This is a genomic window from Rhizobium leucaenae USDA 9039 (assembly GCF_000426285.1).
Classification (GTDB): Bacteria; Pseudomonadota; Alphaproteobacteria; order Rhizobiales; family Rhizobiaceae; genus Rhizobium; species Rhizobium leucaenae.
Genome location: NZ_AUFB01000010.1, coordinates 144759 through 170160, shown reverse-complemented (window position 1 = coordinate 170160; position 25402 = coordinate 144759). Strand labels below are relative to the sequence as shown.

Genomic DNA, 25402 nt, shown 5'->3' with positions numbered 1-25402 from the left:
GACCTCACTGATCGAGATTTGACGGGGCGGCGCCGGCAACGCGCCGCCCTCCCTGTTTTATGCGAGGCTCGCCGACAGTTTCATCCTCTTCGATGACGTGAACCGGCCCTTCTCCATCACGCTTGGCTGCCTTCGCCACCAAGCGATCGAGATGTTTCAAATCTTCTTCGTCGAGATTTTCTATGCCGATAAAACGGTTCTCGGCGGCGCTGGTCAGGATAAGTTCGTTGAGCTTGGCTTGAATGGCGCGGGTGTCGCGCGTTTGCGAATTCTGCAACAGGAAGACCATCAGAAAGGTAATGATGGTCGTGCCGGTGTTGATGACCAGTTGCCAGTTTTCGGAATATTCGAAGATTGGTCCGGTGATGCCCCAGATGACGACCGACAGCAGAGCCAATATGAAGACGAGCGGTTTTCCCGTCCACTCCGAAACTCTGGTGGCGAAACGGGAGAAAATATGCCTGAGCCTTGCCATGATCCGCATCTCCGGCTTGGACTTTTGTACGCTCAGAATGGACACGCAAAGGTCTAAGCCTGGTTCACACGCTTCTCCCGAATTCGTTAGATTCGGAAGAGGCGTGCGAGTTTGATGCGGATCAACGTTGCAAAGTCATTAGCGGTTCCATTCGATCCGGCTGGAACCAGGACACGGTTAAATTGCGCCCACGCCAACCGGCGTCACGAGTTTGCGATAGAGATGCCAGGTGGCATGTCCAAGGATAGGCATGACCACGGCAAGCCCTGCAAAGATCGGGATCGTACCGACGACAAGGAGCCCGGCCACGATCAGGCCCCAGATCGCCACCGGCACCGGATTGATGAGTGTCGCGCGAATGCTGGCGTCGATCGCCGCCACAGCACCGACGTCGCGGTCGAGCAGTAGCGGGAAGGTAACGACGGTTGTCGCCAGTACGACGAGCGCAAAGACGAAGCCGACGAGGTTGCCCCAGAACATCATGCTCATGCCTTGCGGCGTCGTCAGCACGTTCGATATGAAGGAAGACAGCGTTGCAGGCACACTATCGCCGAAATAAGCGGTATAGATCGTCTGCGCCACGACCAACCACACGATGAAGAAGCCAAACAGCATGAGGCCGACCGCAATGATGGACGGCAATGCCGGAGAGAAACGGACATCGAAAGCATGTCGCCAGGACGTATCCAGCCCCTTCTCCCGCCGTCGGCTGATCTCATAGAGGCCGATCGCTGCCAGCGGTCCAAGCAGCGCGAAGCCGGACATCAGCGGAAACAGCAACGGCAGCAGATTGTCGCCGGAACTCCAGATCGCCAGCGCTATGCCCGCGATCGGATACATGAGACATAGAAATACGTAATGCGATGGTTTTTCGCTGAAGTCGTCCAGCCCCAGTTTCAGGGCATCGATGAGATCGGCAATGCCGATCTTGCGGATGGCCGGACGCGTAAAGGTGTGGTTTGCGCCAGCCATGACATGAAATGCCGTCATAGTATTCCTCCTCCTCATCAGCCTATATGAGTTTAGCTGGCGGCACGAAAACGTCGGGCAATAAGAGGCGCCGACATCATCAATCGCTACCGGCAGGCGCGATCCTAGCAAATTTTGCCGCAATTGTCGCCTTTTCCCTTGACACCTCGATCTTCCTTTTCCACATCGGCGCCATCATGAAAGCCTCCGACGCAGATATCCTCATCATCCCCGGATACACCAATTCCGGTCCGGACCACTGGCAGACGCGCTGGGAGCAGAAGCTCTCGACGGCGCGGCGGGTGGAGCAGGCCGAATGGTCGAAGCCCGTGCGCGAGGATTGGGTCGCCCGCATCGCCGAAGAGGTAAATGCCTCGAGCCGGCCGGTCGTGCTGGTGGCGCATTCGCTTGGCGTGCCCTCGGTGATCCACGCGATCCCGCATTTCCGCAACAAGGTGGCCGGCGCCTTCTTCGTTGCACCGCCCGACGTCGCCAATCCGAATATCCGGCCGAAGCATCTGATGACCTTCGGTCCTTACCCGCGCGATCCCCTGCCTTTTCCGTCTATTACCATCGCCAGCCGCAACGATCCTTTCGGCAGCTACGAGCACGCCGACGAGATCGCGGATAGCTGGGGCTCGCTGTTGATCGACGCCGGCGAGGCCGGCCATATCAACGCCGATTCCGGCCATGGTCCCTGGCCGGAAGGCACGATGGTCTTTGCCAAATTTCTCAGTCAGCTCAAGCCGTGATTGCGGCCGAGCCGTGCTACAATGGCGCCGGCAGGCACACTAGCCTGTGAAGTAGAGGGCGGCTTCATTCCATCGTCAAATAAAAGCCTGTAGAACATGAGAGGACAGGATCGCTATTCTCGCATTGATATAGAACCAAAAGCTGGAATTCCGAGGAAGGAGGCGCTGGCGGATTGTGAATTCGCTTCTTATCCGATATGGGGACGCCCACAGATCGATCCACTTGCGCTATTTCAGAGCGCTAACGACAGAGAACAATACCGATGAACCGTCGCCGCCGTATTTACGAGGGCAAGGCCAAGATCCTTTACGAAGGGCCTGAGCCGGGCACGCTGATCCAGTTTTTCAAGGACGACGCCACCGCCTTCAACAAAAAGAAACACGAAGTCATCGATGGCAAAGGCGTTCTGAACAATCGTATTTGCGAATATATTTTCAGCCATCTGAACAAGATCGGTATTCCCACGCACTTTATCCGCCGTCTCAACATGCGCGAGCAGTTGATCAAGGAAGTGGAGATGATTCCGCTCGAGATCGTCGTGCGCAACGTCGCCGCCGGCTCGCTCGCCAAGCGCCTCGGTATCGAAGAAGGCGTCGTGCTGCCGCGCTCGATCATCGAGTTCTATTACAAGTCCGACGCACTTGAAGATCCGATGGTCTCGGAGGAGCATATCACCGCGTTCGGCTGGGCCAATCCGGCCGAACTCGACGATATCATGGCGCTTGCCATCCGCGTCAACGACTTCATGACCGGCCTCTTCCTCGGCGTCGGCATCCAACTCGTCGATTTCAAGATCGAGTGCGGCCGCCTGTTCGAAGGCGACATGATGCGCATCATCCTTGCCGACGAAATTTCGCCGGACTCCTGCCGTCTCTGGGATATCGAAACCCACGAGAAGATGGACAAGGATCGCTTCCGCCGCGACATGGGCGGTTTGCTGGAAGCCTATTCCGAAGTCGCCCGCCGGCTCGGCATCATCAATGAAAACGAACCCGTGCGCGGCACGGGCCCGGTTCTCGTCAAGTAAGCGCAGGAAGGACAATCGTGATCAAGGCTCGTGTAACCGTCACGCTGAAAAACGGCGTTCTCGATCCCCAAGGCAAGGCAATCGAAGGCGCTCTCGGCGCACTCGGCTTTGACGGCGTTCATCAGGTCCGCCAGGGCAAGGTTTTCGACCTGGAGCTCGATGGCGCCGACAAGGGCAAGGTCGAGGCCGAGCTGAAAGCCATGTGTGAAAAGCTCCTCGCCAACACGGTGATCGAGAACTTCAGCATTTCGATCGACTGATTGTCCTCTTTCGTGAGCCATCCTTTCTTTGCCTGAGGCAATGGAGTATGGCTCACGGAGCACATTCCAGCGATTACTCTTCGCCTATTGCGGGAACAGCATCATGAAATCAGCAGTCGTCCAACTCCCCGGCCTCAATCGCGATCGCGACATGATTGCGGCACTGACCAAGATTTCCGGTCATGCGCCGGTAACGGTCTGGCAGACCGAGACGGAAATCCCGGATGTCGACCTGATCGTCATACCCGGCGGCTTTTCCTATGGCGATTATCTGCGCTGCGGCGCGATCGCGGCGCGCATGCCGGTTATGCAGGCGATCAAGGAGAAGGCCGACAAGGGCGTCAAGGTTCTGGGCGTCTGCAACGGCTTCCAGATCCTTTTGGAAGCCGGCATGTTGCCCGGCGCGCTGATGCGCAATGCCTCGCTGAAATTTGTCTGCCGCGAGATCAAGCTCGAGGTCGTCAATGCGGAGACGGATTTCAGCCGCGCCTATGCCAAGGGTCAGGTGATCCGCTGCCCGGTTGCCCATCATGACGGCAATTATTTTGCCGACGCGGAAACGTTGGCGGCGATCGAAGGTAATGGTCAGGTGGTGTTCCGCTACGCAGACGACACCAATCCGAACGGCTCCATCAACGATATCGCCGGCATCATCAACACCAAGGGCAATGTGCTTGGCATGATGCCCCATCCGGAGAACCTGATCGAAGCGGCTCATGGCGGCGCCGACGGTCGCGGCCTCTTTGCTTCCGCCCTCGACGTGATCGCTGCCTAATTGGTGGCCGGTATCGAAACCATAAAATCGGCGTCTTTGCATAAAACAGCAGGGCGCCGGAATGCAATTTGGCAACCTTCGGCAGAGCAGCAGCCCTAGCTGCTCTATTGGCCCTAACTGCTTCATTGGAAAGAGATTGATGCGCCCTCGCCTCCTGACAGGACTTTATTCCGCCGCTGCCATCGCGACGCTTGGGCTGCTGGTGACCTCATGCGGCCCGCGCCCACCGAGCATCAGCGCAACCGATCACAGCGCTCTATCGACGATGGAACGCGTCATGCTCAACGCCAATGCCTGCTGGTTCAAATCGGCCGATCCGGCCTTTGCGGGTTACCAACTCGCCCCCGAACTCAATTCGTACACCGGACGCCCGCGCATTCTCGTGGTCGACAAGAAGCATCCGGCCGGCCGGCCATCTCTCGTCGTTCAGGCGGAAGGCAATCCGGCGCAGCTGCAGGCCTTCGGCCCGATGATGTCGGGCGCTTCCGGCGGCCGTATCACGGGCGACGTCAACCGCTGGGCCGCAGGCACAAAGGGCTGCTGAGGCGGAGCCTAGTCGCTATATCCTGATAAACGCGTCGGCCGGCAATTTCGGGGATCGCCGTCTTGGATCGATTTGTCGTCATTTCCGGCTGCTCGGGTGGAGGCAAGTCGACGCTGCTTGAGGAGTTTCGATGGCGCGGCCACCAAGTCATGGAAGAGCCGGACGCTGGATCGTCATCGAGGAATTGCAGCGCGGCGGTTCGGCTCTGCCTTGGGTGGGTGCGCCCGCGTCTGCCCGGCAGGGGCATGGAGATGCGCCCTCAACCCCAGAAAAACGATTTGCTCACCTCGGCCCTCGCTTCCCGGCGAGTCAGCCCGATGTCGTGCAACTCGTCATCCGTCAGATAGCGCAAAGTCCAGCGGCTTTCCCGCTTCTGCAGCCAAACTGCAAAAGCATCAAAAAGGCGACGCGGCAAACGCAATATCGGCATAAAGGCGCTCGGCGCCTTCAGACGAACAACTATGGCGGCCTTGTCGACGTGAATTGTCTCTATTGTATCCATTTCTTGCTCGCTTGATCGTGACAATCGGAATGTATCGAGCCAAACGACACAAATTGACTCATAATATTGACTCCGTTGGCGAGGCAATTTAAGAATTGTCATTATGACAAATTGGCTGCCTGACATATCCAGTGGGACCGGCCCGGTTTACATCCGCGTCGCCGACAGCATCGAGAATGCGATCACCCATGGCGTGTTGCCGCCGGGTACGAAGCTGCCGCCGCAACGCAATCTCGCCTATGATATCGGTGTGACGATCGGCACGGTCAGCCGCGCCTATGCGCTGGTTCATGAGCGCGGGCTGGTGGCAGGCGAGGTCGGGCGTGGCACCTATGTACTCGAGCGCGCCAACGGCAAGCAGATCGAGCCTGTGGACCCTATTACGCAGGCGCTCGCCGGCACCCGGGGTCTCGATATTCCGGGCGACAAAATTCGTTTCGATACGACGGCAGCGCCCGATATTGGTCAGGGAGAGATCATCGGCCAGCTCTTCGCCGATATCAGCCGCGACCATCGGACAGAGATTTCCTCCTATTCGCGGACTTTCCCGGCGAACTGGTTTCGCGCCGGCCAGGTCTGGCTTGCTCGTAACGGCTGGCAGCCGGCCATCGAGACGATCGTGCCGACACTCGGCGCTCACGCCGCCGCCATAGCCATCATCTCCGCGGTCACCTCACCGGGCGACAAGATCGTTTTCGAGAACCTGACCTACACGCAGGTTAGCCGCGCCACCCGCCTTCTCGGCCGCCGCTCCATCCTGGTGGACTCCGACGAGCATGGCATTATCCCTGACGATTTCGAACGGCTCTGCCAGCAGCAGCATCCGCGCCTCGCCTTCCTGATGCCGACGGCGCACAATCCGACATTGACGACCATGCCGGAGGCGCGTCGCCGGGCAATTGCCGCCATAGCGCGCCGCCACAGCGTCTGGCTGATCGAAGACGATCTCTATGGAGGCATGACCGAAGATCCGAATCCGCTGATGGCGGAAATTGCCCCGGAGCGCACGTTTCTCGTCAGCGGTCTTTCAAAATCGGTAACCGCAGGCGTACGCGGCGGCTGGGTTGCCTGTCCGCAGCATTTCGCCCAACGCATCAAGGTCACCCATAAGATGACGACCGGCGGCTTGCCGTTCATCCTGGCTGAAACCTGTGCCCGGCTGGTGCTTAGCGGCCATGCGCTGGCGCTGCGGCGCCGGGCCGTGGAGGAAATCCGCGCCCGTGAGCAATTGGCTCGGGAAGCGCTGTCGGGCTTCGAATTCACTTCGCATCCGCACGTGCCGTTCCTATGGCTGAAACTGCCTGAACCCTGGCTTTCGGGTACATTCAAGAATGCCGCCATTGCCGAGGGCGTCCTGGTCGACGATGAGGACGAGTTCAAGGCTGCCCGCACGGACAAGGCCTATCATCGCATTCGCGTTGCTTTTTCCTCGCCGCAGCGGCGTGATGATGTCGCGAGCGGGTTGATGACGCTGCGTCACCTTTTGGAAAATGGCTCGGCAGGTTACGACAGCCATATATGAGCCTGACGGCCATTTATGACGACACTGTTGCACTTTCGCTTCAGTTTTCGTGAAATGCACTGTCATATAATCAGCCCTACTTTACCTCCATCTTAAGGATGCTACCACTTGGTTAACGACTGCGAATCGCTTGCCATCTGGGGGTTGGGTGCATGGCTTTTGACGCTATTTCTGGTGGCCGTTTTTGGACGAGTACGATGACCGCTTTGGTAATGATTGGTTCGGTTATTGTCGCTGAATCCGCTGCTGCCGCGGACATTGCGGACACAAAGGCAGCCCCGGATACCAAAATATTCGATGAACTTCGCTTCGGCGCCAGCGGCTCCATCCAGACTGGGCATGATCACGAAGCCGGCGTCTTTCCGGAAGTCGAAGTGCTGTTCAATCCTTTTGGCTACAATCCGACCGACAATTGGAAAGATCAGCTTTTGCGTCCCCGCATTCATCTGGGCACCTCGATCGGCACCACTGATACGGCAGCGACCCAAGTCTTTACCGGCCTGTCCTGGACGCTCACCCACAGCAACGGCATCTTCACGGAAGCCGGTTTCGGTGGCACCGTGCATACCGGCAATCTCGACGATTGGACCAAGGACGGTCCAATGCTCGGCTGCCGCCTGCTTTTCCACGAATATGCAGGGGTGGGCTATAATTTCGACAATCATTGGAGCCTGATGGCGCAGGTGGCGCATTCATCGCATGCCAATCTCTGCGACGGACCGAATGCCGGCATGACGCGCGCCGGGCTGCTGGTGGGCTACAAGTTCTGATCGCCAAGCGGTAACTGAAAATAGCCAGGGCCGCCCTTCACCCATTGTGAATGGCGGTCATTTTCCTGTCGCACGACAGGTTCACATGCGCTAAAGAGACCTCGATCCCCTGACCGGCCTTCAACCCTTTACAGGCAAGGACCCTCGAGCGCCCATGACCATTTCCAATTCGATCCAGATCACCCCCGAACTGATTGCCGCCCACGGCCTGAAGCCGGATGAGTATCAGCGCATTCTGGATCTGATCGGCCGCGAGCCTTCCTTTACCGAACTCGGCATTTTCTCGGCGATGTGGAACGAGCATTGCTCGTATAAGTCCTCGAAGAAGTGGCTTCGCACCCTGCCGACCAAGGGGCCGCGCGTCATTCAAGGCCCTGGCGAAAATGCCGGCGTGGTCGACATCGATGACGGCGATTGCGTCGTCTTCAAGATGGAGAGCCACAACCACCCCTCCTACATCGAGCCCTACCAGGGTGCTGCGACCGGCGTCGGCGGCATCCTGCGCGACGTATTCACCATGGGTGCGCGCCCGATTGCGGCCATGAACGCCCTGCGCTTCGGCGAGCCGGATCATCCGAAGACCCGCCACCTGGTTTCAGGTGTCGTCGCGGGCGTTGGCGGCTATGGCAACTCCTTCGGCGTTCCGACCGTCGGCGGCGAAGTCGAATTCGATGCGCGCTACAATGGCAATATCCTGGTCAACGCCTTTGCTGCCGGGCTTGCGAAATCCAACGCCATCTTCCTGTCGGAAGCCAAGGGCGTCGGCCTGCCGGTCGTCTATCTCGGCGCCAAGACCGGCCGCGACGGCGTCGGCGGCGCAACCATGGCTTCGGCCGAATTCGACGAGTCGATCGAGGAAAAGCGCCCGACCGTTCAGGTTGGCGACCCCTTCACCGAAAAGTGCCTGCTGGAAGCCTGCCTGGAACTGATGCAGACAGGCGCTGTTATTGCCATTCAGGACATGGGTGCCGCCGGCCTCACTTGCTCGGCCGTCGAAATGGGCGCTAAGGGCGACCTTGGCATTGAGCTCGATCTCGACAAGGTGCCTGTGCGCGAAGAGCAGATGACGGCCTATGAAATGATGCTCTCGGAAAGCCAGGAGCGCATGCTCATGGTGCTGCAGCCGGAAAAGGAAGCCGTTGCCAAGGCGATCTTCGTCAAGTGGGGCCTGGATTTCGCCATCGTCGGCAAGACGACGGACGATCTGCGCTTCCGGGTCATCCATCAGGGCGAGGAAGTCGCCAATTTGCCGATCAAGGATCTCGGCGACCAGGCGCCGGAATATGATCGTCCGTGGCGCGAATCCGACAAGCGCGCCGAGCTGCCCGCCAATCTCGTCGCCGCCCCTGAGGACTACGGGCAGGCACTCTTGACGCTGGTCGGTTCGCCCAATCAGTCCAGCCGCCGCTGGGTTTACGAACAATACGACACGCTGATTCAGGGCAATTCCCTGCAGATTCCAGGTGGTGATGCCGGCGTCGTCCGTGTCGAAGGTCATCCCACCAAGGCGCTAGCGTTCTCCTCGGACGTGACGCCGCGTTACGTCGAAGCCGATCCGTTCGAAGGCGGCAAGCAAGCGGTCGCCGAATGCTGGCGCAACATCACGGCAACCGGCGCCGAGCCGCTGGCTGCGACCGACAACCTGAATTTCGGCAATCCGGAAAAGCCCGAGATCATGGGCCAGTTCGTCGGCGCGATCAAAGGCATCGGCGAAGCCTGCCAGGCGCTCGATTTTCCGATCGTCTCCGGCAATGTCTCGCTTTATAACGAGACCAACGGCGTCGCGATCCTGCCGACGCCGACGATCGCCGGTGTCGGGCTGCTGCCAGACTGGAAGGCGATGGCCCGCATTGGCTCGGCCTCAGAGGGCGATCGCATCATCATGTTCGGCGTCGACGGCAGCCATCTCGGCTCCTCGGTCTATCTGCGCGATATCCTCGGCTCGACGGAGGGCCCGGCCCCGGAGGTCGACCTCTTTGCAGAGCGTCGTAACGGCGATTTCGTCCGTTCGGCCATCCGCAACGGTCAAGTCACCGCCTGCCATGACATTTCCTCGGGTGGCCTTGCTGTGGCCCTGGCCGAAATGGCGATGGCGTCCGGCAAGGGACTGCGCATCGATCTTTCTGAATGCAAGACGCTGGCGCATGCAGCGCTCTTCGGCGAGGATCAGGCACGTTACGTCGTAGCCGTGCCGGCCGATGTCGCCGATTTCGTCTGCATCAATGCGGAAAGCGCCGGCGTTCCCTTCCGTCGCCTCGGCGCGGTCGGCGGCGATGCGCTTGCCATCGAGGGACTGCTGTCCGTTTCCGTTCGGCAGTTGCGCGAGGCGCATGAATCGTGGTTTCCTGCCTTCATGGATGGCAGTGCACTCGCCGCTGCCGAATGAAGTGAGGTAAATCACTAATGCCAATGAATCCCGGCGATATTGAAGACATGATCAAGGCCGGCATTCCCGGCGCCAAGGTGACAATTCGCGACCTGGCCGGGGATGGCGACCACTATGCGGCCGAAGTCGTGGCCGAAGCCTTCCGCGGCAAGAGCCGCGTACAGCAACACCAGATGGTCTATGACGCGCTTAAGGGAAATATGGGGGGCGTACTGCACGCCCTGGCGCTACAGACCTCAGCGCCCGACTGAGGAAAGCCGGGCGTTCTCGTCGTCATTGCCGGCCCCGAACGTCAGGTCCGGCATATTGGCCTGGTTGAATGTTGCAAAGCTGGAAGCCGACAGTGGGCTGGCCGTCAAAAGTGTGAAGTCGAAGGGAGCGCGGACATCCGGTCCGAGCACATATTGCCTGTGTACGCGCAGGAAATCCCGCCTGATCTTGGCATAATGCTGCGACGTCAGCATCTTCTTGAAGCGAACGAATATGATTGTGGGCTGCGCTCCCTCCGCATGGCCGCAGACGGCGGCGACCTTCGCCTTGTAGAAATGAATCGCATCGGTCAGGCAATGGACATCGAGCCAAAAGATGTCCTGGCAGCGGGCCAACAGGCCAACACGCGAACGCAGCATGGCGGCCGGCCGCATCAATGCGCATTGCAGGATGGCGCTGCCTAGCGTCGTGAACACCACGCGCCTGCCTTGAAACAGCGCAGGCTCCCGTTCGAGCAGCAGGCCGATCACATGGGCGGCGACGCTTGAGCCCATGCTGTGGGATGAAATCACATATTCGTCGGCCGGTTCGTCAAGCGCCTGGCGGGCGCTGATGGCGCAGGCTTCAATCCACTGCTCGGCGCCGATACCGTTCAATCCCGCCATCGCGACTGCCATTTCCCAGTCCGCAAAGAGGTGCAGCGTATGCAGCCTCTCGGCCTGCGGCAGGAAGACATAGATGAAGAAGGCCACCGCCAAGGCGATGCTGCCGATATGGCTCCAGGAGGGAAGCCCGAATGCAAAGGGTGAGAGAGCGATGGACAGGCTGAGCATCAGCCCGACCAGTATCAGCAGGAACGGAAAAATGAAGAACAGACCGAACCGCCAGGCATGCCGGAAATAGCCCATCAGACCGCCTGACAACGCGACCTTGGCAGCAGCGAGATAACCCTGCCCCAGCCGCACGGAAAAAGGTCTGCCATTCAGCTTGGCAACGAGATCGTCATGGTCGAGGACATGAATGCGGCTTTTGGTTTCCCAGTCCGCTCCCTTGGTATTGACGTCGAAATACGGCGCCCTGCCGAAATTTCGAAGCGTATCGACGGCCACCGAAAAGTTCCATACGGCGGCGCTTTGTTTGGCGGATCGCTCGTAACGCGCCCTATGCGCCGGAGCGTCCAAGGGTTCAAAGCCGGGGAAGTGAAGGACTACCCTCTTCTTTACGCTATTCATAATATTCTTAATCCCGGCAGGTTGGCGGCGTCACATGGACATAGGATGCTGTCAACATCATCACCTGTCGGCTTTTTCATGGCAGCCTATGGTGAAAGCTGATCGATAGGCTCCCACCATATGGTTAAGGAATTTCCGACATTAGCAATCGCTGCCGGCATAGGGCGAAAGCTCGGCACAGGAATCGCTCGACGGAGCAATCATGATCTTCTGAACGGTCGCAGATTGCACCTGCGGCGCTGGGATTGTGGAGGCGCGATAGCCGAACGCGATACTGAGAACTAAAACAATGATGCTGACTGTGATGGCGCTGTTCAGCATTGATGCTCTGGGGGTGCGAACATGTTCGTAATATTCCCTTTCGCCTTCACTCGTCTCGTCGGCGCTATAAAATTCGCGCTCTTCGCCGACTTGGCCGTCGGAATAGTGATGATGGCTCATGGTGTCCACTCCCTGAAAATGCATGTAAAAAAAGGGACTGACACCCGCCATGTGGCCTTCGCCGCCATGCCTCGACAATTTCCCGCTACCGGCAAAATAGGCCGGCGGCACGATACTAAGCGTCCCTTGTTTATCCTGTATGTGTGTTGTTCAGCTTCCACGTTGAAGAAGCGATTTCAAAACGCACTGTTCAAAAAAAGATGCTAATTCCAATGCGGCGCCATCATTCGGAACCATTGTTGCCCGAAAACCCATTCATGCGATGAAAAACATATCGGGTGCATGATTGCGGCTGGAAATCGAACCTTCACCTTGCTATTTAAGGATAAGATTTGAAGCTGCGGACCTTGAACCCGCATGTGAAAGGACGAAATATGAGCGGCATTAACGAATTCATCGACAACGAAGTGAAGACCAACGACGTTGTTCTCTTCATGAAGGGTACGCCGCAGTTCCCGCAGTGTGGTTTCTCGGGCCAGGTGGTTCAGATCCTCGACTATATCGGTGTCGACTATAAGGGCATCAATGTTCTGGCCGATTCGGAAATTCGCCAGGGCATCAAGGACTATTCCAATTGGCCCACCATTCCCCAGCTCTATGTGAAGGGCGAGTTTGTCGGCGGGTGTGACATCGTGCGCGAAATGTTCCAGGCGGGCGAGTTGCAGCAGCACTTCCAGGAACATGGTATCGCCGTCCGCGGCGCCGCCTGACCGGTCACCGGGCTCTTCCGTCCGGTTTCCATAGTCCAATTCAGTTGATGAGGCGCTGCCGCCGGGCGGCGCCTTGATATGTTTATGGGAAAAAAAACCGTGACGACTACATCCCAGGCTACGTCCCAGGGGCAATTGCCCATGGGCAAACGCGAGTTCATTGTGCTCGCCGCCTTCCTGATGGCGGTCAATTCGCTGGCCATCGACATCATGATCCCCGCCCTGCAGCAGATCGGCTCCAGCCTCGGCGTGGAAAACGAAAATCATCGGCAATATGTCGTAACCGCTTATCTGATCGGTTTCGGCTCGGCGCAGCTTTTCTACGGCCCGCTGTCTGACCGCTTCGGCCGCCGCGTGCCGCTGCTGATCGGCCTTTCCGTCTATATCGTCTCCGCCTTCGGCATTGCGCTGATCCCGTCCTTTGCCGGCCTGCTTGCCCTGCGCTTCATCCAGGGCCTGGGATCTGCGGCAACGCGCGTCATCACCATCTCGATCGTCCGCGACGTTTTCGGCGGCCGTCAAATGGCCGAGGTCATGTCGCTGATCATGATGGTTTTCATGATCGTTCCAGTCATCGCGCCGGGAAGCGGGCAGGTCATCATGCTGGTCAGCACCTGGCACATGATCTTCGTCTTCATCGGCACTATGGCAACGCTTGTCGGCATCTGGATGTATTTCCGGCTGCCGGAAACGCTCAGGTCGGAGAACGTCCGCCCCCTCACCGTAAAATCCGTCATTTCCGGCTTCGGCATGGTTCTGACGAACCGCGTCGCCCTGTGTTACACGATTGCCAACACCTTCCTGTTCGGAGCGCTGTTCGGCTTCATCAATTCGGCGCAGCAGGTCTATAACGACATATACGGGCTCGGCGTCTACACACCTCTTGCCTTTGGCGGCGTCGCGCTGTTCATGGCGCTCTCCTCCTTTATAAATTCGCAGCTCGTCGGGCGCTTCGGCATGCGTCGGCTGTCGCATGCGGCCCTGTTCGGCTTCGCAACCATCACCTTCCTGTGGCTGATGGTGCAGCTCTATGGTCCGGCACCAATGCCCTTCCCGCTGTTCATGATCCTCTTCGCGCTCGCCATGTTCCAGTTCGGATGGATCGGCTCGAACTTCAATTCGCTCGCCATGGAGCCATTGGGCCATGTCGCCGGCACGGCGTCTTCGGTGCTCGGCTTCATGAGCACGGTCGGCGGTGCCTCGATCGGCGCGGTGATCGGTCAGCTCTACGACGGGACGGCAACGCCGATGATCGTCGGCTACTTTACGGTCTCGCTGATCGGCATCGGCTTCGTGCTCATTGCCGAGAAAGGGCGGCTTTTCAGGCCACAGAATGCGCCGCCGCCCTCCGATCAGTCTCTGGCCCTTCACTGACAGGCATATGATATGAATCCGACCCAAACAAAACTCGCGGAGCAATCCGGCTCCGCCCGCATCGGCCTCGGCATCGCCGAATTCATCATCATCATCGCGCTGATGACGGCGAGCATCTCGATGGGCATAGACAGCATGTTGCCGGCCCTACCGAATATCGGGCAGTCGCTGGCGGTCGCCAATCCCAATGACACGCAATTGGTCATCGGTGTCTATTTCCTCGGCTTCGGTATCTGCCAGCTATTTTTCGGCAGCCTGTCCGACGCCTATGGCCGGCGGAACATCCTCCTCGGCGGCCTTATCTTCTACACGGTAACGCTTTTCGCAGCCGCTTGGAGCGGCAGCCTCACCACACTGCTGGTATTGCGCTTCATTCAGGGCGTCGGTGCCGCCGCTGTTCGTATCACGACCTTGGCGATCGTCCGCGATTGCTTCGGTGGCCGTGAAATGGCGCGGGTCATGTCCTATGTCACCATCGTTTTCATGATCATGCCGATGGTCGCACCTTTCGTCGGGCAAATGATCGTTGCCCATTCGAACTGGCAATGGATATTCATCGCACTGGGTATCGCAAGTGCCGTTCTCTTTCTCATCGCGTTCCTTCGCATGAAGGAGACGTTGCCTGACAATGAGCGCCTGCCGTTGTCCGTCAGTTCGGTCGTTTCCGGCTTCAAAACGGTGCTGACCAACCGTGTTACCTGCGGCTACATGATCGGCTTGACTCTTTTTACCGGCGTCATCTGCGCCTACGTGGTCTCGGTTCAGCAGGTTTTCGGTGAAGTCTATGGCCTCGGCGAATGGTTTCCCATCGCTTTTGCCGCGACGGCGGCGGGCACTGCGGTTGCGCAATTCGCCAACGGCTATTTCGTTCGCAGCTATGGCATGCGGCGCATCTCGCACGTCGCGATGATCATCTTCACCGTTCTCGGCGCTTTCGGCTATGTCGCCGGTACGACTGGTCTGCCGAGCTTCTTGTTCACCTATGTACTGATCTCGGTGATGCTGATGATGTTTGCGGTCATCACCACCAATTTCATGGCCATCAGCCTGGAGCCGATGGGGCATCTGGCGGGCACGGCTGCCGCAATTACCAGCTCCATCTCCACCACCGGCGGCGTATTGCTCGGAGGCATCGTCGGCCAGATGTTCGATGGAACCGTCCAGCCGCTGATCGCCGGCTTCACGATCTTCGGTGCCTTGACGATCATTGCGACACTATGGGCGGAAAAGGGCAGGCTCTTCACCCATCCGGGCGACGACCCGCAGCTTGAACCCGGCATGGGTCATGTCTGAATGGCAGTCCTTCGACGCGGCGTCAGACATCGCCGCGTTGGCGCCTGACCCAGCGAATGCCGGCAAGAACCGCTAGGCCCAATAGCGGCCAGATCGCCCAGGGTGTGCCGTGCCATGACAGAAGATTGATCCCGACGATGCCCGCGCCGACCACGGCGAAAGTGGCGAGGCGGCGATCAAACTGGGTGTTCGTTCGCGCCCAGCGAAGCCCGGCCACCATCGCGAGACCAAGCACAGGCCAGGCGGCCCAAAACTCGCCGTGCCATGCGAGAATATTCAGCACCACCAAACCTACAGCGATCACCGCAAGCACGCCGTAACTCCGCTCACCGCGTGTGGCAGTTTCTACAATCGTCTTAGGCGCACTGGGAACGTGCTCTCGGACGGTGCGGGGATTGGTGGGTGGCGAATCAGTTTGAGGCGCGCCGATCCGTACCGCATAGCTCGGCACGCCGCCGACTATATTCTTGACCTCCAATTGGCCGAGAAAATCGAAGCCGACGGCGACCTTGTTGCGGACCTGGTCGTAGACCGTATTCGAAATGACAATACCGCCGGCGACCGCACAGGCCTGAAGGCGCGCGGCGATGTTGACGCCGTCGCCATAGATATCGTTGCCTTCGGCGATGACGTCGCCAAGGTTGAGACCGATGCGGAAGAGCATCTGCGTATCGGAGTCGCTGCTGGCATTGTAACCGGCAAGTTCGTTTTGAACGTCGATTGCCGCGCGCAAGGCCTCGACAACGCTGGGGAACTCAGCAAATACGCCGTCACCCCAGGTGTTGATCACCCGGCCACCATGCGCTTCGATCAGTCGCGCCATGGCGTCTCGATAGCGCTTCAGCGTAGCGAGTGTGCCTTCCTCGTCGTTCCGCATCAGGCGCGTATAATCTTGAACGTCGGCGGAGAAGATGGTCGTCAGCTTGCGGCTCGTTTCGGTCATCTCGCTTGTCCCAGCCGGAGGTCCCGCCGAATGGCGGTTGCATAGCGTGAGTGAACATAATGTTCCGTCCACGACTTTCCAAGTGGGAACACCGCTATCTCAAACGGTGAAAACCTCTCGCCGCAACACTTCCCATGATGTCTTGTCCGGCGTAACCAACAGGCCGCCGTCAACATGATGCGGCAGATAGGGCGAGCCGTCGAGGCGCCTCGCATAGGCTCCCGCCTCCTCGGAAATCAGAGCGCCGGCTAAGTGATCCCACGGCATCAGCTTATTATACATGAGATAATGGACATGCCCGGCGGCGAAGGTGCGGTATTCATGGGCAGCGCACCGGTAGTTGGTGAGAAAGCGTACCTTGGCGAGATTGCCCATGATCTCAGCGCGTTTTTCCTTCGGCAGGTAGCCGGTGGAGGCCATGCCGACCATGTCTTCCAGCGCAACCGGCGTCGCCACGGAGAGGCGCTGTGCCTCACCATCCGGCCGTCGGAGCCAAGCTCCTCCACCCTTTTCCGCCAGCACCCAATCGTCGCCCATCGGATCAAAGATAATGCCGGCCACCGTCTCACCCTTGGAGATCACAGAGGCCATGACGCCGAATGCGGGGATGCCGGAGGCAAAATTGAAGGTGCCGTCGATGGGATCGACGATGATGGCCAGCTCCGCGCCGGATATCTTGCTAAGTAGCGCCGGTTCTGCGGCAACCGACTCTTCGCCGATGAAAAGCGCACCCGGCCAAAGCTGTTCGACCTCCGCCTTGATCATCCGTTCGGCCTGCTCATCCGCTTCGGTCACGAGATCGGTCGCCTCGCTCTTGGCGCGGACATCGTCACTGCCGAGTCTGCGAAAACGTGGCAGAATTTCCGCCTGCGCTGTACGGCGCAAAAGCTCGGCTAGTGTCGTAACGTCGACGGGCGATGTCATGAAACAATCCTTTCCAATCAACCAATGATCTCGCGGCGGATCATCCGCCAGCTTTCCTCATCAGGTGCCAAAATAATGCCGCCCGTCGTTTCGGCGGGGAGATAAGGCGTACTGTCGAATTTTGCGGCAAAGCCGCCGGCCTCCTGATGAATGAGCACGCCTGCGAGATGATCCCACGGCATCAGCCTCGCGTGGCCAATGAAGTGGATCCTGCCTGACGCAATCAACCAATATTCATAGGCCGAACAATTCAGCGAAAAAGGCATGCGGATCTTCGCCATATTGGTGCTGATGCGCGAGCGATCCGGCTCGTCCAAATAGAGCCAGGAGATCAAGCCGGCCATCTCGCTCAAGGGTACGGCCGGGGCAACTGCCAGCCGAGTCACCTGCCCTGCCCGTCGCCGCAAATAGGCGCCGGAATCGCGTATGGCGGTGACGGTATCCCCGAGCACCGAATCATGGATGATACCGGCAATCGTCTCGCCCTTGGCGACAACGGCAAGGATCGTTCCGAAGAGGGGTGAACCGGATGCGAAATTGAAGGTGCCGTCAACGGGATCGATGACAAAGGCGAGCTCCGCATCCGCCAACGCCGGCACGACCGACCTGTCGGCCTCGTAGGCTTCCTCTCCCACGGTGAGCGCGTCGGGAAAGCGCGCCTTCAGCGCCGCCGTGATATGCCTCTCCGCCAGCAGATCAGCTTCCGTCACCACGTCGATAGCCGACGTCTTTTCGGAAACGCCATCAACGCCAAGATTACGAAAGCGCGGCAGGATTTCACGCGCCGCAGCCTCAGCTACTATTGCCATCAAATATTCGAAGTCTGGATCGGAGAGCGTCATCGGTGACCTTTGCCTGAAGAGAGGCCCCTCTTATGCCCGATTCGATGACGCGGTTGTGGCAAAAGCTCAGCTTTTGGAAACAGGCTGAGCCCGCGCTTGCCGTGCTGCGTCTATATAAAGATCTAAGGTCTGATCCAGTCGCCGATACATCATTTTGTCAAAGGCTTCATGTCCACCGCCCCGTTGCTCCTCTTCCAGAGCGGCAATGTAGGCGGGGCGATCTTCCGGTCGGATGGCTATAGGTGGATACCCTGCTCTCAGCAGTACCAAATTCATCAGCAGCCGTGCCGTGCGGCCATTGCCATCGTTGAAGGGATGAATGCGGACCAATTGCCGATGGGCTCTGAACGCTGTTTCCGGCGAATTCTTCGCTTGTCCGAGCCAACGGCAGAAATCACCCATCAAAGCGACAACTTCAGCCGGTGATGGAAAATGATGCGCACCGGCGTCGGTGTTGACATAACGAGCACGATCCGCATAGCGGCCTGCGATCTCGGGCTTTGATTGTGCGACCACCAAATGGTGGAGGTTGCGTATGTCCGCTTCCGTGATCGGTCCGCTGCCATCAGCGGAAATCTCGACCACCCAATCCAATGCCCGCGCGTGGTCGATGGCCTCCAGATGATCCTTGAGCGGCTTGCCGCCGACGGTGATTCCTTTTTCAATGACCAGAGCCGTCTCGCCCGCAGTCAGTGTGTTTCCTTCGATCGCATTCGACGTGTAGGTGATGTCGATCCGCTGCGCATGTTCCAGACCATCCAGTCCGCCCGCGACCATGTTTCGCTTGAGCTGGTCAAGCTCATTCTTTTTGACGAAAAGTTGCTCGGGCGAGGTCATGCCGGACGGCTTTCAAAAATTCGACGATCCGATTGTAGGTTAGACGGAAAAAACGCCGAGAACCATCGCCCTTCTTTATTCCGGCTTTGCGGTAATCAGCGCCGCAAAATCAAACAGCTTCGGGTCGAGCAGGTGCGACGGGTTCACATGCGCCAGTGCCCGCAGCATCGTGTCCTTGCGGCCAGGCATGCGACGTTCGATATCGGCGAGCATGTCCTTCATCGCATTGCGTTGCAGACCATCCTGCGAACCGCAGAGATCGCACGGAATAATCGGGAATTGCATGGCAGCGGCAAACTTGGCGAGATCGTCCTCGGCAGAATAGGCGAGCGGACGCAGCACCATAAGGTCGCCCTCGTCGTTCAGGAGCTTCGCCGGCATCGAAGCCAGCCGGCCACCATGGAAGAAATTCATGAAGAAGGTTTCGAGGATATCCTCACGATGATGACCGAGCACCAGGGCGTCACAGCCCTCTTCACGGGCGATGCGGTAGAGGTTGCCGCGGCGCAGACGTGAGCAGAGGGAGCAATAGGTGGCGCCGTCCGGCACCTTTTCCTTCACGATCGAATAGGTGTCGCGATATTCGATCCGGTGTTCGACACCGATCTTCGTCAGATACTCCGGCAGTACATGCTTGGGGAAATTCGGCTGCCCCTGATCGAGATTGCAGGCGATCAACTCAACCGGCAGCAGGCCGCGCCATTTGAGATCAAGCAGGATCGAGAGCAACCCGTAGGAATCCTTGCCGCCGGAGAGACCGACAAGCCAACGCTTCTGGCCCTTCAGCATCTGGAAATCTTCGAGCGCCTGACGCACCTGACGCAGCAGGCGCTTGCGTAGCTTGTTGAAGGAGACCGACCGCGGCGCGTCGGCAAACAGCGGATGGACGGCACCATGACCATCCTCGGCATCGATATCGAACTCATCCGCTACCGTCGTTGCGATATTCATCTTGTCATACCTCGGGCTTCGCCACGCTGATACCAGAAAGCGCAGCGGGAAGACACCATATCAATCACCGAAGACCGACCATCCGGTCCGAGCGGCAAGCATTTCCAGCGCCACCGCGCCAAGCTGCGAATTGCCGACCTTGTTCAGCCCCGGCGACCAGACCGCAATTGAGCCGATACCCGGCGCCACCGCGAGAATGCCGCCACCGACGCCGCTCTTGCCAGGCAAGCCCACATGATAGGCGAAATCGCCGGAACCGTCATAATGGCCGCATGTCAGCATCAACGCATTGATTCGTCGCGCCCGCTTCGGCGAAACGACGGAATGGCCGGTGATCGGATTGGTACCCCGAGCCGCGAGATAAAGCCCAGCCTTGGCCAATTGCTCGCAAGTCATCGACAGCGCGCATTGATGGAAATAGACGCCGAGCACATGCTCGACGGGGTGATCGAGATTGCCATAGGCGCGCATGAAATTGGCGAGCGCGATATTGCGGAAACCGGTCTGCGTCTCCGAGCGCGCCACCTTGTCGTCAATGGTGATGGACTCATCGTCGGCGACGTAGCGCACGAAGCGCAACAACTCGCCGATCGCCTCTCGCGGCGCATGGCCGGAAAGCACGATGTCGCTGACGGCGATCGCCCCGGCATTGATGAACGGATTGCGCGGAATCCCCTCCTCGCGCTCGAGTTGGACGATGGAATTGAAGGCAGTGCCGGAAGGCTCGCGCCCGACGCGCTTCCACAGGCTTTCGCCCACCTTGCCAAGCGCCAAGGTCAGCATGAAGACCTTGGAAATGCTTTGAATGGAAAAGGGAATATCGGCGTCGCCGACGCTGCGGACATTGCCGTCCACCGTCGCGATCGCCATGCCGAACTGGTTCGGATCGACCTTGGCGAGCTCTGGAATATAGTCGGCGACCTTGCCTTCGCCGAGGCGCGGCAAAAGCTCGGTGTGGATGCTGTCGAGAATTGCCTGCAAATCACTCATCGAACGCTCCAAAGACAAAAAAGCCGCTCGAAAAGAGCGGCTTTTGCATTCGTAAGAAGATATCCGCCTATTAACGCGAATAGAATTCGACGACCAGATGCGGTTCCATGACGACCGGGTACGGTACGTCGCCGAGGGCCGGAACGCGGGCGAAGGTCGCAACCATCTTGTTATGGTCGGCTTCGACGTAATCCGGAACGTCGCGTTCAGCGAGGCTAACCGATTCCAGAACGGTGACGAGCTGCTTGGACTTTTCGCGAACTTCGATAACGTCGCCGGCCTTGCAGCGGTACGAACCGATGTTGACGCGAACGCCGTTAACGGTGACGTGGCCATGGTTGACGAACTGACGGGCAGCGAAAACGGTCGGAACGAACTTGGCGCGATAGACGATCGCGTCGAGGCGCGATTCGAGCAGGCCGATCAGGTTTTCCGAAGTGTCGCCCTTGCGGCGGTTGGCTTCGTCGAAGATGGCGCGGAACTGCTTTTCACGCAGGTCGCCGTAGTAGCCCTTCAGCTTCTGCTTTGCGCGGAGCTGCACGCCGAAGTCGGAGAGCTTGCCCTTGCGACGCTGGCCGTGCTGGCCCGGGCCGTATTCGCGGCGGTTGACCGGGGACTTCGGACGGCCCCAGATGTTTTCGCCCATACGGCGGTCAATTTTGTATTTGGACGATTCGCGCTTGCTCATCGCATTTCCTTTCAAAGTGTTATAGCGGCCCGTTGCCGAACCGCGAAGGAAACACGCCCTCCTCTGAACCCCTTTTTCGAGCTCTGACAGGCTTCTCACGTTAGCGAACGGAGGAAACCACGGGACATGTTAAATGAAACACCGGACATTTCTGCCCGGCGTTGGCGGGGTCTGTAAGGGGTCGTCATGAAAATGTCAACAGCAAGATCAACAAGGCAGGTGGTTTCACTCCACATGACCTATTCCACGCCATTCCTCCGGCACGTCCGGCAACGACGGCATCAACTCGCGCTCGGAAGTCGCCTTTCGAAATTGCACGCCGCTTTCGTTCAAACTCGATATCTGAGCGGGCCTGCCGTTGACATCGACCGCCAGCAGGCCAACTATATCCGCTGGTGCCGATCGAACGTAGTGATCCGCCTTGTCCAATGCTTCGACAAGCCTGTCTCGGATGACACTAGCCGTAAGATCGGCCGGAAGACCTTTCACGGAATTATAGTCTTCGGTCGAAACCGACAACCCTCTGCGCCGGATTTCATCGATGGTCCTGACTGGAGAATAATGCGGCGGTTTTCCCGCGGCTCCCATGATCACAGAGACGCGGCCAGTTCATGTTCAGACCAAGCCCGCCTGCAACATAGCTGGTTTCCGAGCGATTTTTCGCGATGGAAGCCATAACCTCTTTTTGCAATTTCGTCAGCGCCATCGATTATTGCCCGATCTCGTCAAGCATGCGACGCCCCATGGCGAAAGCACGTGCATCGCCGCGTTCCATCAAGGCGTTTGCTATCACCTTCGCCTTCTGAGCCAAATCCGGCAATCGATCCAAATCAATATTGTCAAGAAGGCGGAGGCCGTAATGGTGAAGCGCCAATTCGACATCTTCCCGAAGGCGTTCTTTTTTCTGCCGATATTCGGCACGCATCTCCGCCGCTTGCGACAAGATATCGTCGCGGCGTGCAGCCGGAACCAGAACTTCCACCCTTACCAGATCGGATGCTCCACCACTTTCCCTATATCGCTGTATCCTGTCACGCACGGTCATGAAACCATCTCCCATAGAGATGACTATAGGCGTATCCCGGATACGGATCAACAGTGCCGTATTCCCGGCTATTCCGCCGCCGCCTGCTCCCCCCCATGGGAATCAGGCGCATTGGCATCACCCGGCGCGGTTTGGCAACCGATGTCCGGGAATGCGACGATGCGCTTGCCGGAAAAATCCGTATGGACGACAACGCTGCCCTGTTCTTCGAAATAGCTGAGCAGACGCCTGGCACGGCGGGCGGAGTGGGTGCCGTAGGCACGGGCTATGCGGGCATCGGAAGGGCATGGCTCGCTACAGACGGCCGCCTTGGCGAGCAGCAGGAACACGCCTTGCAGATCGTCGGTGACACCGGAAGAGAGCGACAGAGCCGTCGCCCAGGCGTCCGTCGCCATGGTCGCCTCATCGGCGCCGGAGCGTATGATCGCGACGCGGCGACGAAACTCCGGAAGCGATATCGGCACACCCGGCATGCGACGCATGCGGAGCCGCACGAGGAACTCCTGATAAAGCACCGAATCTGTGCGAAAGGCCGAGGCTGGATCATCGAGGATTTCCGAGAGTACGGCACTCAACCTCGCCTCGCGGTCCTCAGCCGACAATTCCGGCTGGCTCGCCTTCGGCTCAGCCGGCGCGGCGTTGGCAGCAGGCGCGGAGCGGGAAAGCTCCGCCAGGATATCCGTCGTCGGACGCGGCGCAGGCGTTGCACGACGGACAACGGGCCGCGAGAATTCCTCCGGATCCGGTGTGAAGATCAAATCCTCCACATCCTGCGGAGCATCCGGCAGCGGCATCAGCTTGGGGCTGGAGGAGCGCGCCGAAGTCTCGACCGCGCCGATGGTGATCGGCAGCGGCCGGCGCGACAGAGCCGGACCGAGTGCTACGAAATTGCCCCGCTTCAGGTCGCGGAACATTTCCGCTTGCCTGCGGTCCATGCCGAGCAGGTCGGCGGCACGGGCCATATCGATGTCGAGAAAGGTGCGGCCCATCAGGAAGTTGGAGGCCTCGGCGGCGACGTTCTTCGCAAGCTTGGCAAGGCGTTGTGTGGCAATCACGCCGGCAAGGCCGCGCTTACGGCCGCGGCACATCAGGTTGGTCATGGCACCGAGCGACATCTTGCGCGCATCTTCCGAGACGTCGCCGCCGACCGAGGGGGCAAACATCTGCGCCTCGTCGACGACGACGAGCACCGGATACCAATATTCGCGATCGGCATCGAACATGCCGTTGAGAAAGGCGGCGGCGGCCCGCATCTGTTGCTCGATATCGAGTCCTTCCAGCGTCAGGACACAGGAGACACGATGCTGGCGGATGCGGTTGGCGATCCCGGCAAGTTCAGCCTCCGTGCGCTCGCCATCTACCACAACATGGCCGAATTTGTCGGCGAGCGTGACGAAATCCCCCTCGGGATCGATGATGACCTGCTGCACCCATTGCGCCGATTGTTCGAGCAGCCTCCGCAGCAAATGCGATTTTCCGGAACCGGAATTGCCCTGCACGAGGAGACGCGTTGCCAGCAGTTCCTCGATATCGAGTTGGGCGCTGGTCCCGCCGGACGCCGTTCCCATGTCGATGCCGACCTGCAATGCACTACCCCTTTGACGAGACTCAGATGTGAAGGCGCCCATCTTTCAGAAACGGGCCGCCCTCGTCTATCAAAGATTTCCCGGCTTCGCGCCCGTGGATTGAAAAAACCCACAGGCGATTGCCATATCAGCGGAACCGCAGATTAGCCCGCGACAGCTCGCTGACCGAGGTACATCCCATCAGCTTCATATCGCGCTCAACCTCGGTGCGCAGATGCCGCAGCGCGCGCTCCACGCCTGCCTGACCGGCAGCGGCCAGTGGATAGAGATAGAAGCGGCCGAGACCAACAGCCTTGGCGCCGAGCGACAGAGCCTTCAGGACATGCGTGCCGCGTTGAATACCGCCGTCCATCATTACATCGATACGGTCACCGACGGCATCGGCGATTTCAGCCAGTTGATCGAATGCGGAGCGCGAGCCGTCCAATTGCCGGCCGCCATGGTTCGAAAGCACGATGCCTGTGCATCCGATGTCGACCGCACGCTTGGCATCCTCGACCGACATGATGCCCTTCAGGCAAAACTGCCCGTTCCAGTGCTTCACCATTTCGGCGACATCGTTCCAGTTCATCGATGGATCAAGCATCTCGGTGAAATACTTGCCAATCGACATGGCGCCGCCACTCATGTCCACATGCTCATCGAGCTGCGGCAGGCGGAATTTCTCGTGCGTCAGATAGTTCAGCGCCCACGCGGGCTTGATGGCGAACTGGGTGACACCGGCCAGATTGAGCTTGAACGGAATGGAGAATCCGGTGCGAAGATCGCGTTCCCGATTGCCGCCTGTGATGCTGTCCACCGTTAGCATCATCACATTGACGCCGGCATCCTTTGCCCGCTGCATCATTGCCCGGTTAAGACCGCGATCCTTGTGAAAATAAAACTGGTAGACCTGCGGACCCGGATACTTCTTGCGGATTTCCTCGAGGCTCACGGTACCGAGCGAGGAGACGCCGAACATGGTGCCGAGCGAGGAAGCTGCGGCTGCAACCGCATTCTCGCCCTGATGATGGAAGAGCCGTTGCAACGCCGTCGGCGAGCAATAGAAGGGGGTGGCGAGCTTTTGTCCCATGACGGTGACAGACATGTCGATCTCGCTGACGCCGCGCAGGACATTGGGAACGAGATCGCAGCTTTCGAAGCTCGACGTGTTTCGCCGCAGCGTCACTTCGTCGTCGGCTGCGCCGTCGATATAGTTGAAGATCGGGCCGGGAAGACGCTTTTGCGCCAGAAGGCGAAAATCATGGAAATTGTGGCATTCACGCAGACGCATGGCTGGCCTCGACAACGACACCGCAATCATTCTCAAAAGACATCAAATATCGACCTCCAATATTCCGCCGCGCAGTCCGA

29 protein-coding genes and 1 pseudogene are annotated in these 25402 nt (G+C 58.9%); 13 read left to right on the top strand and 17 right to left on the bottom strand.

The features are described 5' to 3' along the window. Positions 1–4 precede the first annotated feature (4 nt). Positions 5–475 (bottom strand): low affinity iron permease family protein, encoded by a 471-nt coding sequence (locus K290_RS0117170; protein ID WP_028753076.1) that lies wholly within the window; start codon positions 473–475, stop codon positions 5–7. Positions 476–652: 177 nt separating this feature from the next. Then, positions 653–1465, bottom strand: coding sequence for a DUF2189 domain-containing protein (locus K290_RS0117165; protein WP_028753075.1), 813 nt, complete (start codon positions 1463–1465; stop codon positions 653–655). A 176-nt stretch (positions 1466–1641) separates the two neighbouring features. Here K290_RS0117165 and K290_RS0117160 point away from each other — a divergent pair, with 176 nt between their 5' ends. The 6 genes and pseudogenes from K290_RS0117160 to K290_RS38370 all read left to right on the top strand — a co-directional run. Continuing rightward, the gene (locus K290_RS0117160; RefSeq protein ID WP_028753074.1) at positions 1642–2196 is read left to right on the top strand and encodes an RBBP9/YdeN family alpha/beta hydrolase; all 555 of its coding nucleotides are present in this window, start codon (positions 1642–1644) and stop codon (positions 2194–2196) included. Positions 2197–2459: 263 nt separating this feature from the next. Then, positions 2460–3224 (top strand): phosphoribosylaminoimidazolesuccinocarboxamide synthase, encoded by a 765-nt coding sequence (gene purC, locus K290_RS0117155; protein WP_015340039.1) that lies wholly within the window; start codon positions 2460–2462, stop codon positions 3222–3224. A gap of 17 nt (positions 3225–3241) precedes the next feature. Further along, positions 3242–3484, top strand: coding sequence for a phosphoribosylformylglycinamidine synthase subunit PurS (purS, locus tag K290_RS0117150; protein ID WP_028753073.1), 243 nt, complete (start codon positions 3242–3244; stop codon positions 3482–3484). A 103-nt stretch (positions 3485–3587) separates the two neighbouring features. Beyond that, the gene (purQ, locus tag K290_RS0117145) at positions 3588–4259 is read left to right on the top strand and encodes a phosphoribosylformylglycinamidine synthase subunit PurQ (RefSeq protein ID WP_028753072.1); all 672 of its coding nucleotides are present in this window, start codon (positions 3588–3590) and stop codon (positions 4257–4259) included. A gap of 139 nt (positions 4260–4398) precedes the next feature. Beyond that, complete coding sequence (locus K290_RS0117140) at positions 4399–4803, top strand: hypothetical protein (RefSeq protein ID WP_028753071.1); 405 nt, start codon at positions 4399–4401, stop codon at positions 4801–4803. A gap of 62 nt (positions 4804–4865) precedes the next feature. Then, positions 4866–5044 (top strand): annotated as a pseudogene (locus K290_RS38370) (AAA family ATPase); the annotation flags it as partial. An 18-nt stretch (positions 5045–5062) separates the two neighbouring features. On the opposite strand, the gene K290_RS0117135 reads toward K290_RS38370, so the two are convergent. Beyond that, positions 5063–5329, bottom strand: coding sequence for a DUF1127 domain-containing protein (locus tag K290_RS0117135; RefSeq protein WP_245276568.1), 267 nt, complete (start codon positions 5327–5329; stop codon positions 5063–5065). A gap of 79 nt (positions 5330–5408) precedes the next feature. Here K290_RS0117135 and K290_RS0117130 point away from each other — a divergent pair, with 79 nt between their 5' ends. The 4 genes from K290_RS0117130 to K290_RS0117115 all read left to right on the top strand — a co-directional run bounded on the left by K290_RS0117130 (position 5409) and on the right by K290_RS0117115 (position 10234). Continuing rightward, on the top strand, positions 5409–6827 hold the full coding sequence (locus K290_RS0117130; RefSeq protein ID WP_028753069.1) for an aminotransferase-like domain-containing protein: 1419 nt from the start codon (positions 5409–5411) through the stop codon (positions 6825–6827). A 197-nt stretch (positions 6828–7024) separates the two neighbouring features. Next, positions 7025–7597: an acyloxyacyl hydrolase gene (locus K290_RS0117125; RefSeq protein ID WP_028753068.1), complete on the top strand. Its 573-nt coding sequence runs from the start codon at positions 7025–7027 to the stop codon at positions 7595–7597. 154 nt (positions 7598–7751) lie between these two features. Further along, complete coding sequence (gene purL / locus K290_RS0117120; protein ID WP_028753067.1) at positions 7752–9983, top strand: phosphoribosylformylglycinamidine synthase subunit PurL; 2232 nt, start codon at positions 7752–7754, stop codon at positions 9981–9983. A 17-nt stretch (positions 9984–10000) separates the two neighbouring features. Further along, on the top strand, positions 10001–10234 hold the full coding sequence (locus K290_RS0117115) for a BolA family protein (protein ID WP_004108912.1): 234 nt from the start codon (positions 10001–10003) through the stop codon (positions 10232–10234). Here K290_RS0117115 and K290_RS0117110 read toward each other — a convergent pair. Next, positions 10220–11425 carry a membrane protein gene (locus tag K290_RS0117110; protein ID WP_028753066.1) on the bottom strand — a complete coding sequence of 402 codons (1206 nt, stop codon included), beginning with the start codon at positions 11423–11425 and terminating at the stop codon, positions 10220–10222. The genes K290_RS0117115 and K290_RS0117110 overlap by 15 nt on opposite strands. 141 nt (positions 11426–11566) lie before the next feature. Then, a complete protein-coding gene (locus tag K290_RS0117105; protein WP_028753065.1) occupies positions 11567–11866 on the bottom strand; it encodes a hypothetical protein in 300 nt (99 codons plus the stop codon). 374 nt (positions 11867–12240) lie between these two features. Here K290_RS0117105 and grxD point away from each other — a divergent pair, with 374 nt between their 5' ends. The 3 genes from grxD to K290_RS0117090 all read left to right on the top strand — a co-directional run bounded on the left by grxD (position 12241) and on the right by K290_RS0117090 (position 15243). Beyond that, on the top strand, positions 12241–12576 hold the full coding sequence (gene grxD / locus K290_RS0117100) for a Grx4 family monothiol glutaredoxin (protein WP_028753064.1): 336 nt from the start codon (positions 12241–12243) through the stop codon (positions 12574–12576). A gap of 141 nt (positions 12577–12717) precedes the next feature. Continuing rightward, on the top strand, positions 12718–13950 hold the full coding sequence (locus K290_RS0117095; protein ID WP_028753063.1) for a multidrug effflux MFS transporter: 1233 nt from the start codon (positions 12718–12720) through the stop codon (positions 13948–13950). Between the two features lie 12 nt (positions 13951–13962). Further along, positions 13963–15243, top strand: a complete 1281-nt coding sequence (locus tag K290_RS0117090; RefSeq protein WP_028753062.1) for a multidrug effflux MFS transporter — start codon at positions 13963–13965, stop codon at positions 15241–15243. Positions 15244–15265: 22 nt separating this feature from the next. Here K290_RS0117090 and K290_RS0117085 read toward each other — a convergent pair whose 3' ends face one another. The 12 genes from K290_RS0117085 to K290_RS0117030 form a co-directional block, all read right to left on the bottom strand. Then, positions 15266–16186, bottom strand: a complete 921-nt coding sequence (locus tag K290_RS0117085) for an adenylate/guanylate cyclase domain-containing protein (protein WP_028753061.1) — start codon at positions 16184–16186, stop codon at positions 15266–15268. A gap of 99 nt (positions 16187–16285) precedes the next feature. Next, positions 16286–17110: an inositol monophosphatase family protein gene (locus K290_RS0117080; RefSeq protein WP_028753060.1), complete on the bottom strand. Its 825-nt coding sequence runs from the start codon at positions 17108–17110 to the stop codon at positions 16286–16288. A gap of 17 nt (positions 17111–17127) precedes the next feature. Continuing rightward, the gene (locus K290_RS0117075) at positions 17128–17952 is read right to left on the bottom strand and encodes an inositol monophosphatase family protein (RefSeq protein WP_028753059.1); all 825 of its coding nucleotides are present in this window, start codon (positions 17950–17952) and stop codon (positions 17128–17130) included. Between the two features lie 66 nt (positions 17953–18018). Next, positions 18019–18789 (bottom strand): Fic family protein, encoded by a 771-nt coding sequence (locus K290_RS0117070; protein ID WP_028753058.1) that lies wholly within the window; start codon positions 18787–18789, stop codon positions 18019–18021. Positions 18790–18864: 75 nt separating this feature from the next. Further along, entirely contained in the window at positions 18865–19740 is an 876-nt protein-coding gene (gene ttcA / locus K290_RS0117065) for a tRNA 2-thiocytidine(32) synthetase TtcA (protein WP_028753057.1), read from the bottom strand. A gap of 60 nt (positions 19741–19800) precedes the next feature. Continuing rightward, positions 19801–20730: a glutaminase gene (locus tag K290_RS0117060; RefSeq protein WP_028753056.1), complete on the bottom strand. Its 930-nt coding sequence runs from the start codon at positions 20728–20730 to the stop codon at positions 19801–19803. 70 nt (positions 20731–20800) lie between these two features. Beyond that, the gene (rpsD, locus tag K290_RS0117055; RefSeq protein WP_028753055.1) at positions 20801–21418 is read right to left on the bottom strand and encodes a 30S ribosomal protein S4; all 618 of its coding nucleotides are present in this window, start codon (positions 21416–21418) and stop codon (positions 20801–20803) included. Positions 21419–21643: 225 nt separating this feature from the next. Further along, positions 21644–21937: a hypothetical protein gene (locus tag K290_RS38365; protein ID WP_028753054.1), complete on the bottom strand. Its 294-nt coding sequence runs from the start codon at positions 21935–21937 to the stop codon at positions 21644–21646. A 16-nt stretch (positions 21938–21953) separates the two neighbouring features. After that, positions 21954–22124 (bottom strand): hypothetical protein, encoded by a 171-nt coding sequence (locus K290_RS38360; RefSeq protein WP_245276567.1) that lies wholly within the window; start codon positions 22122–22124, stop codon positions 21954–21956. Between the two features lie 3 nt (positions 22125–22127). Beyond that, positions 22128–22463 (bottom strand): hypothetical protein, encoded by a 336-nt coding sequence (locus tag K290_RS0117040; protein WP_028753053.1) that lies wholly within the window; start codon positions 22461–22463, stop codon positions 22128–22130. 68 nt (positions 22464–22531) lie between these two features. Beyond that, positions 22532–24049 carry a helicase HerA domain-containing protein gene (locus tag K290_RS0117035; protein WP_028753052.1) on the bottom strand — a complete coding sequence of 506 codons (1518 nt, stop codon included), beginning with the start codon at positions 24047–24049 and terminating at the stop codon, positions 22532–22534. 127 nt (positions 24050–24176) lie between these two features. Further along, positions 24177–25322, bottom strand: coding sequence for an alpha-hydroxy acid oxidase (locus K290_RS0117030; RefSeq protein WP_028753051.1), 1146 nt, complete (start codon positions 25320–25322; stop codon positions 24177–24179). Positions 25323–25402 lie beyond the last annotated feature (80 nt).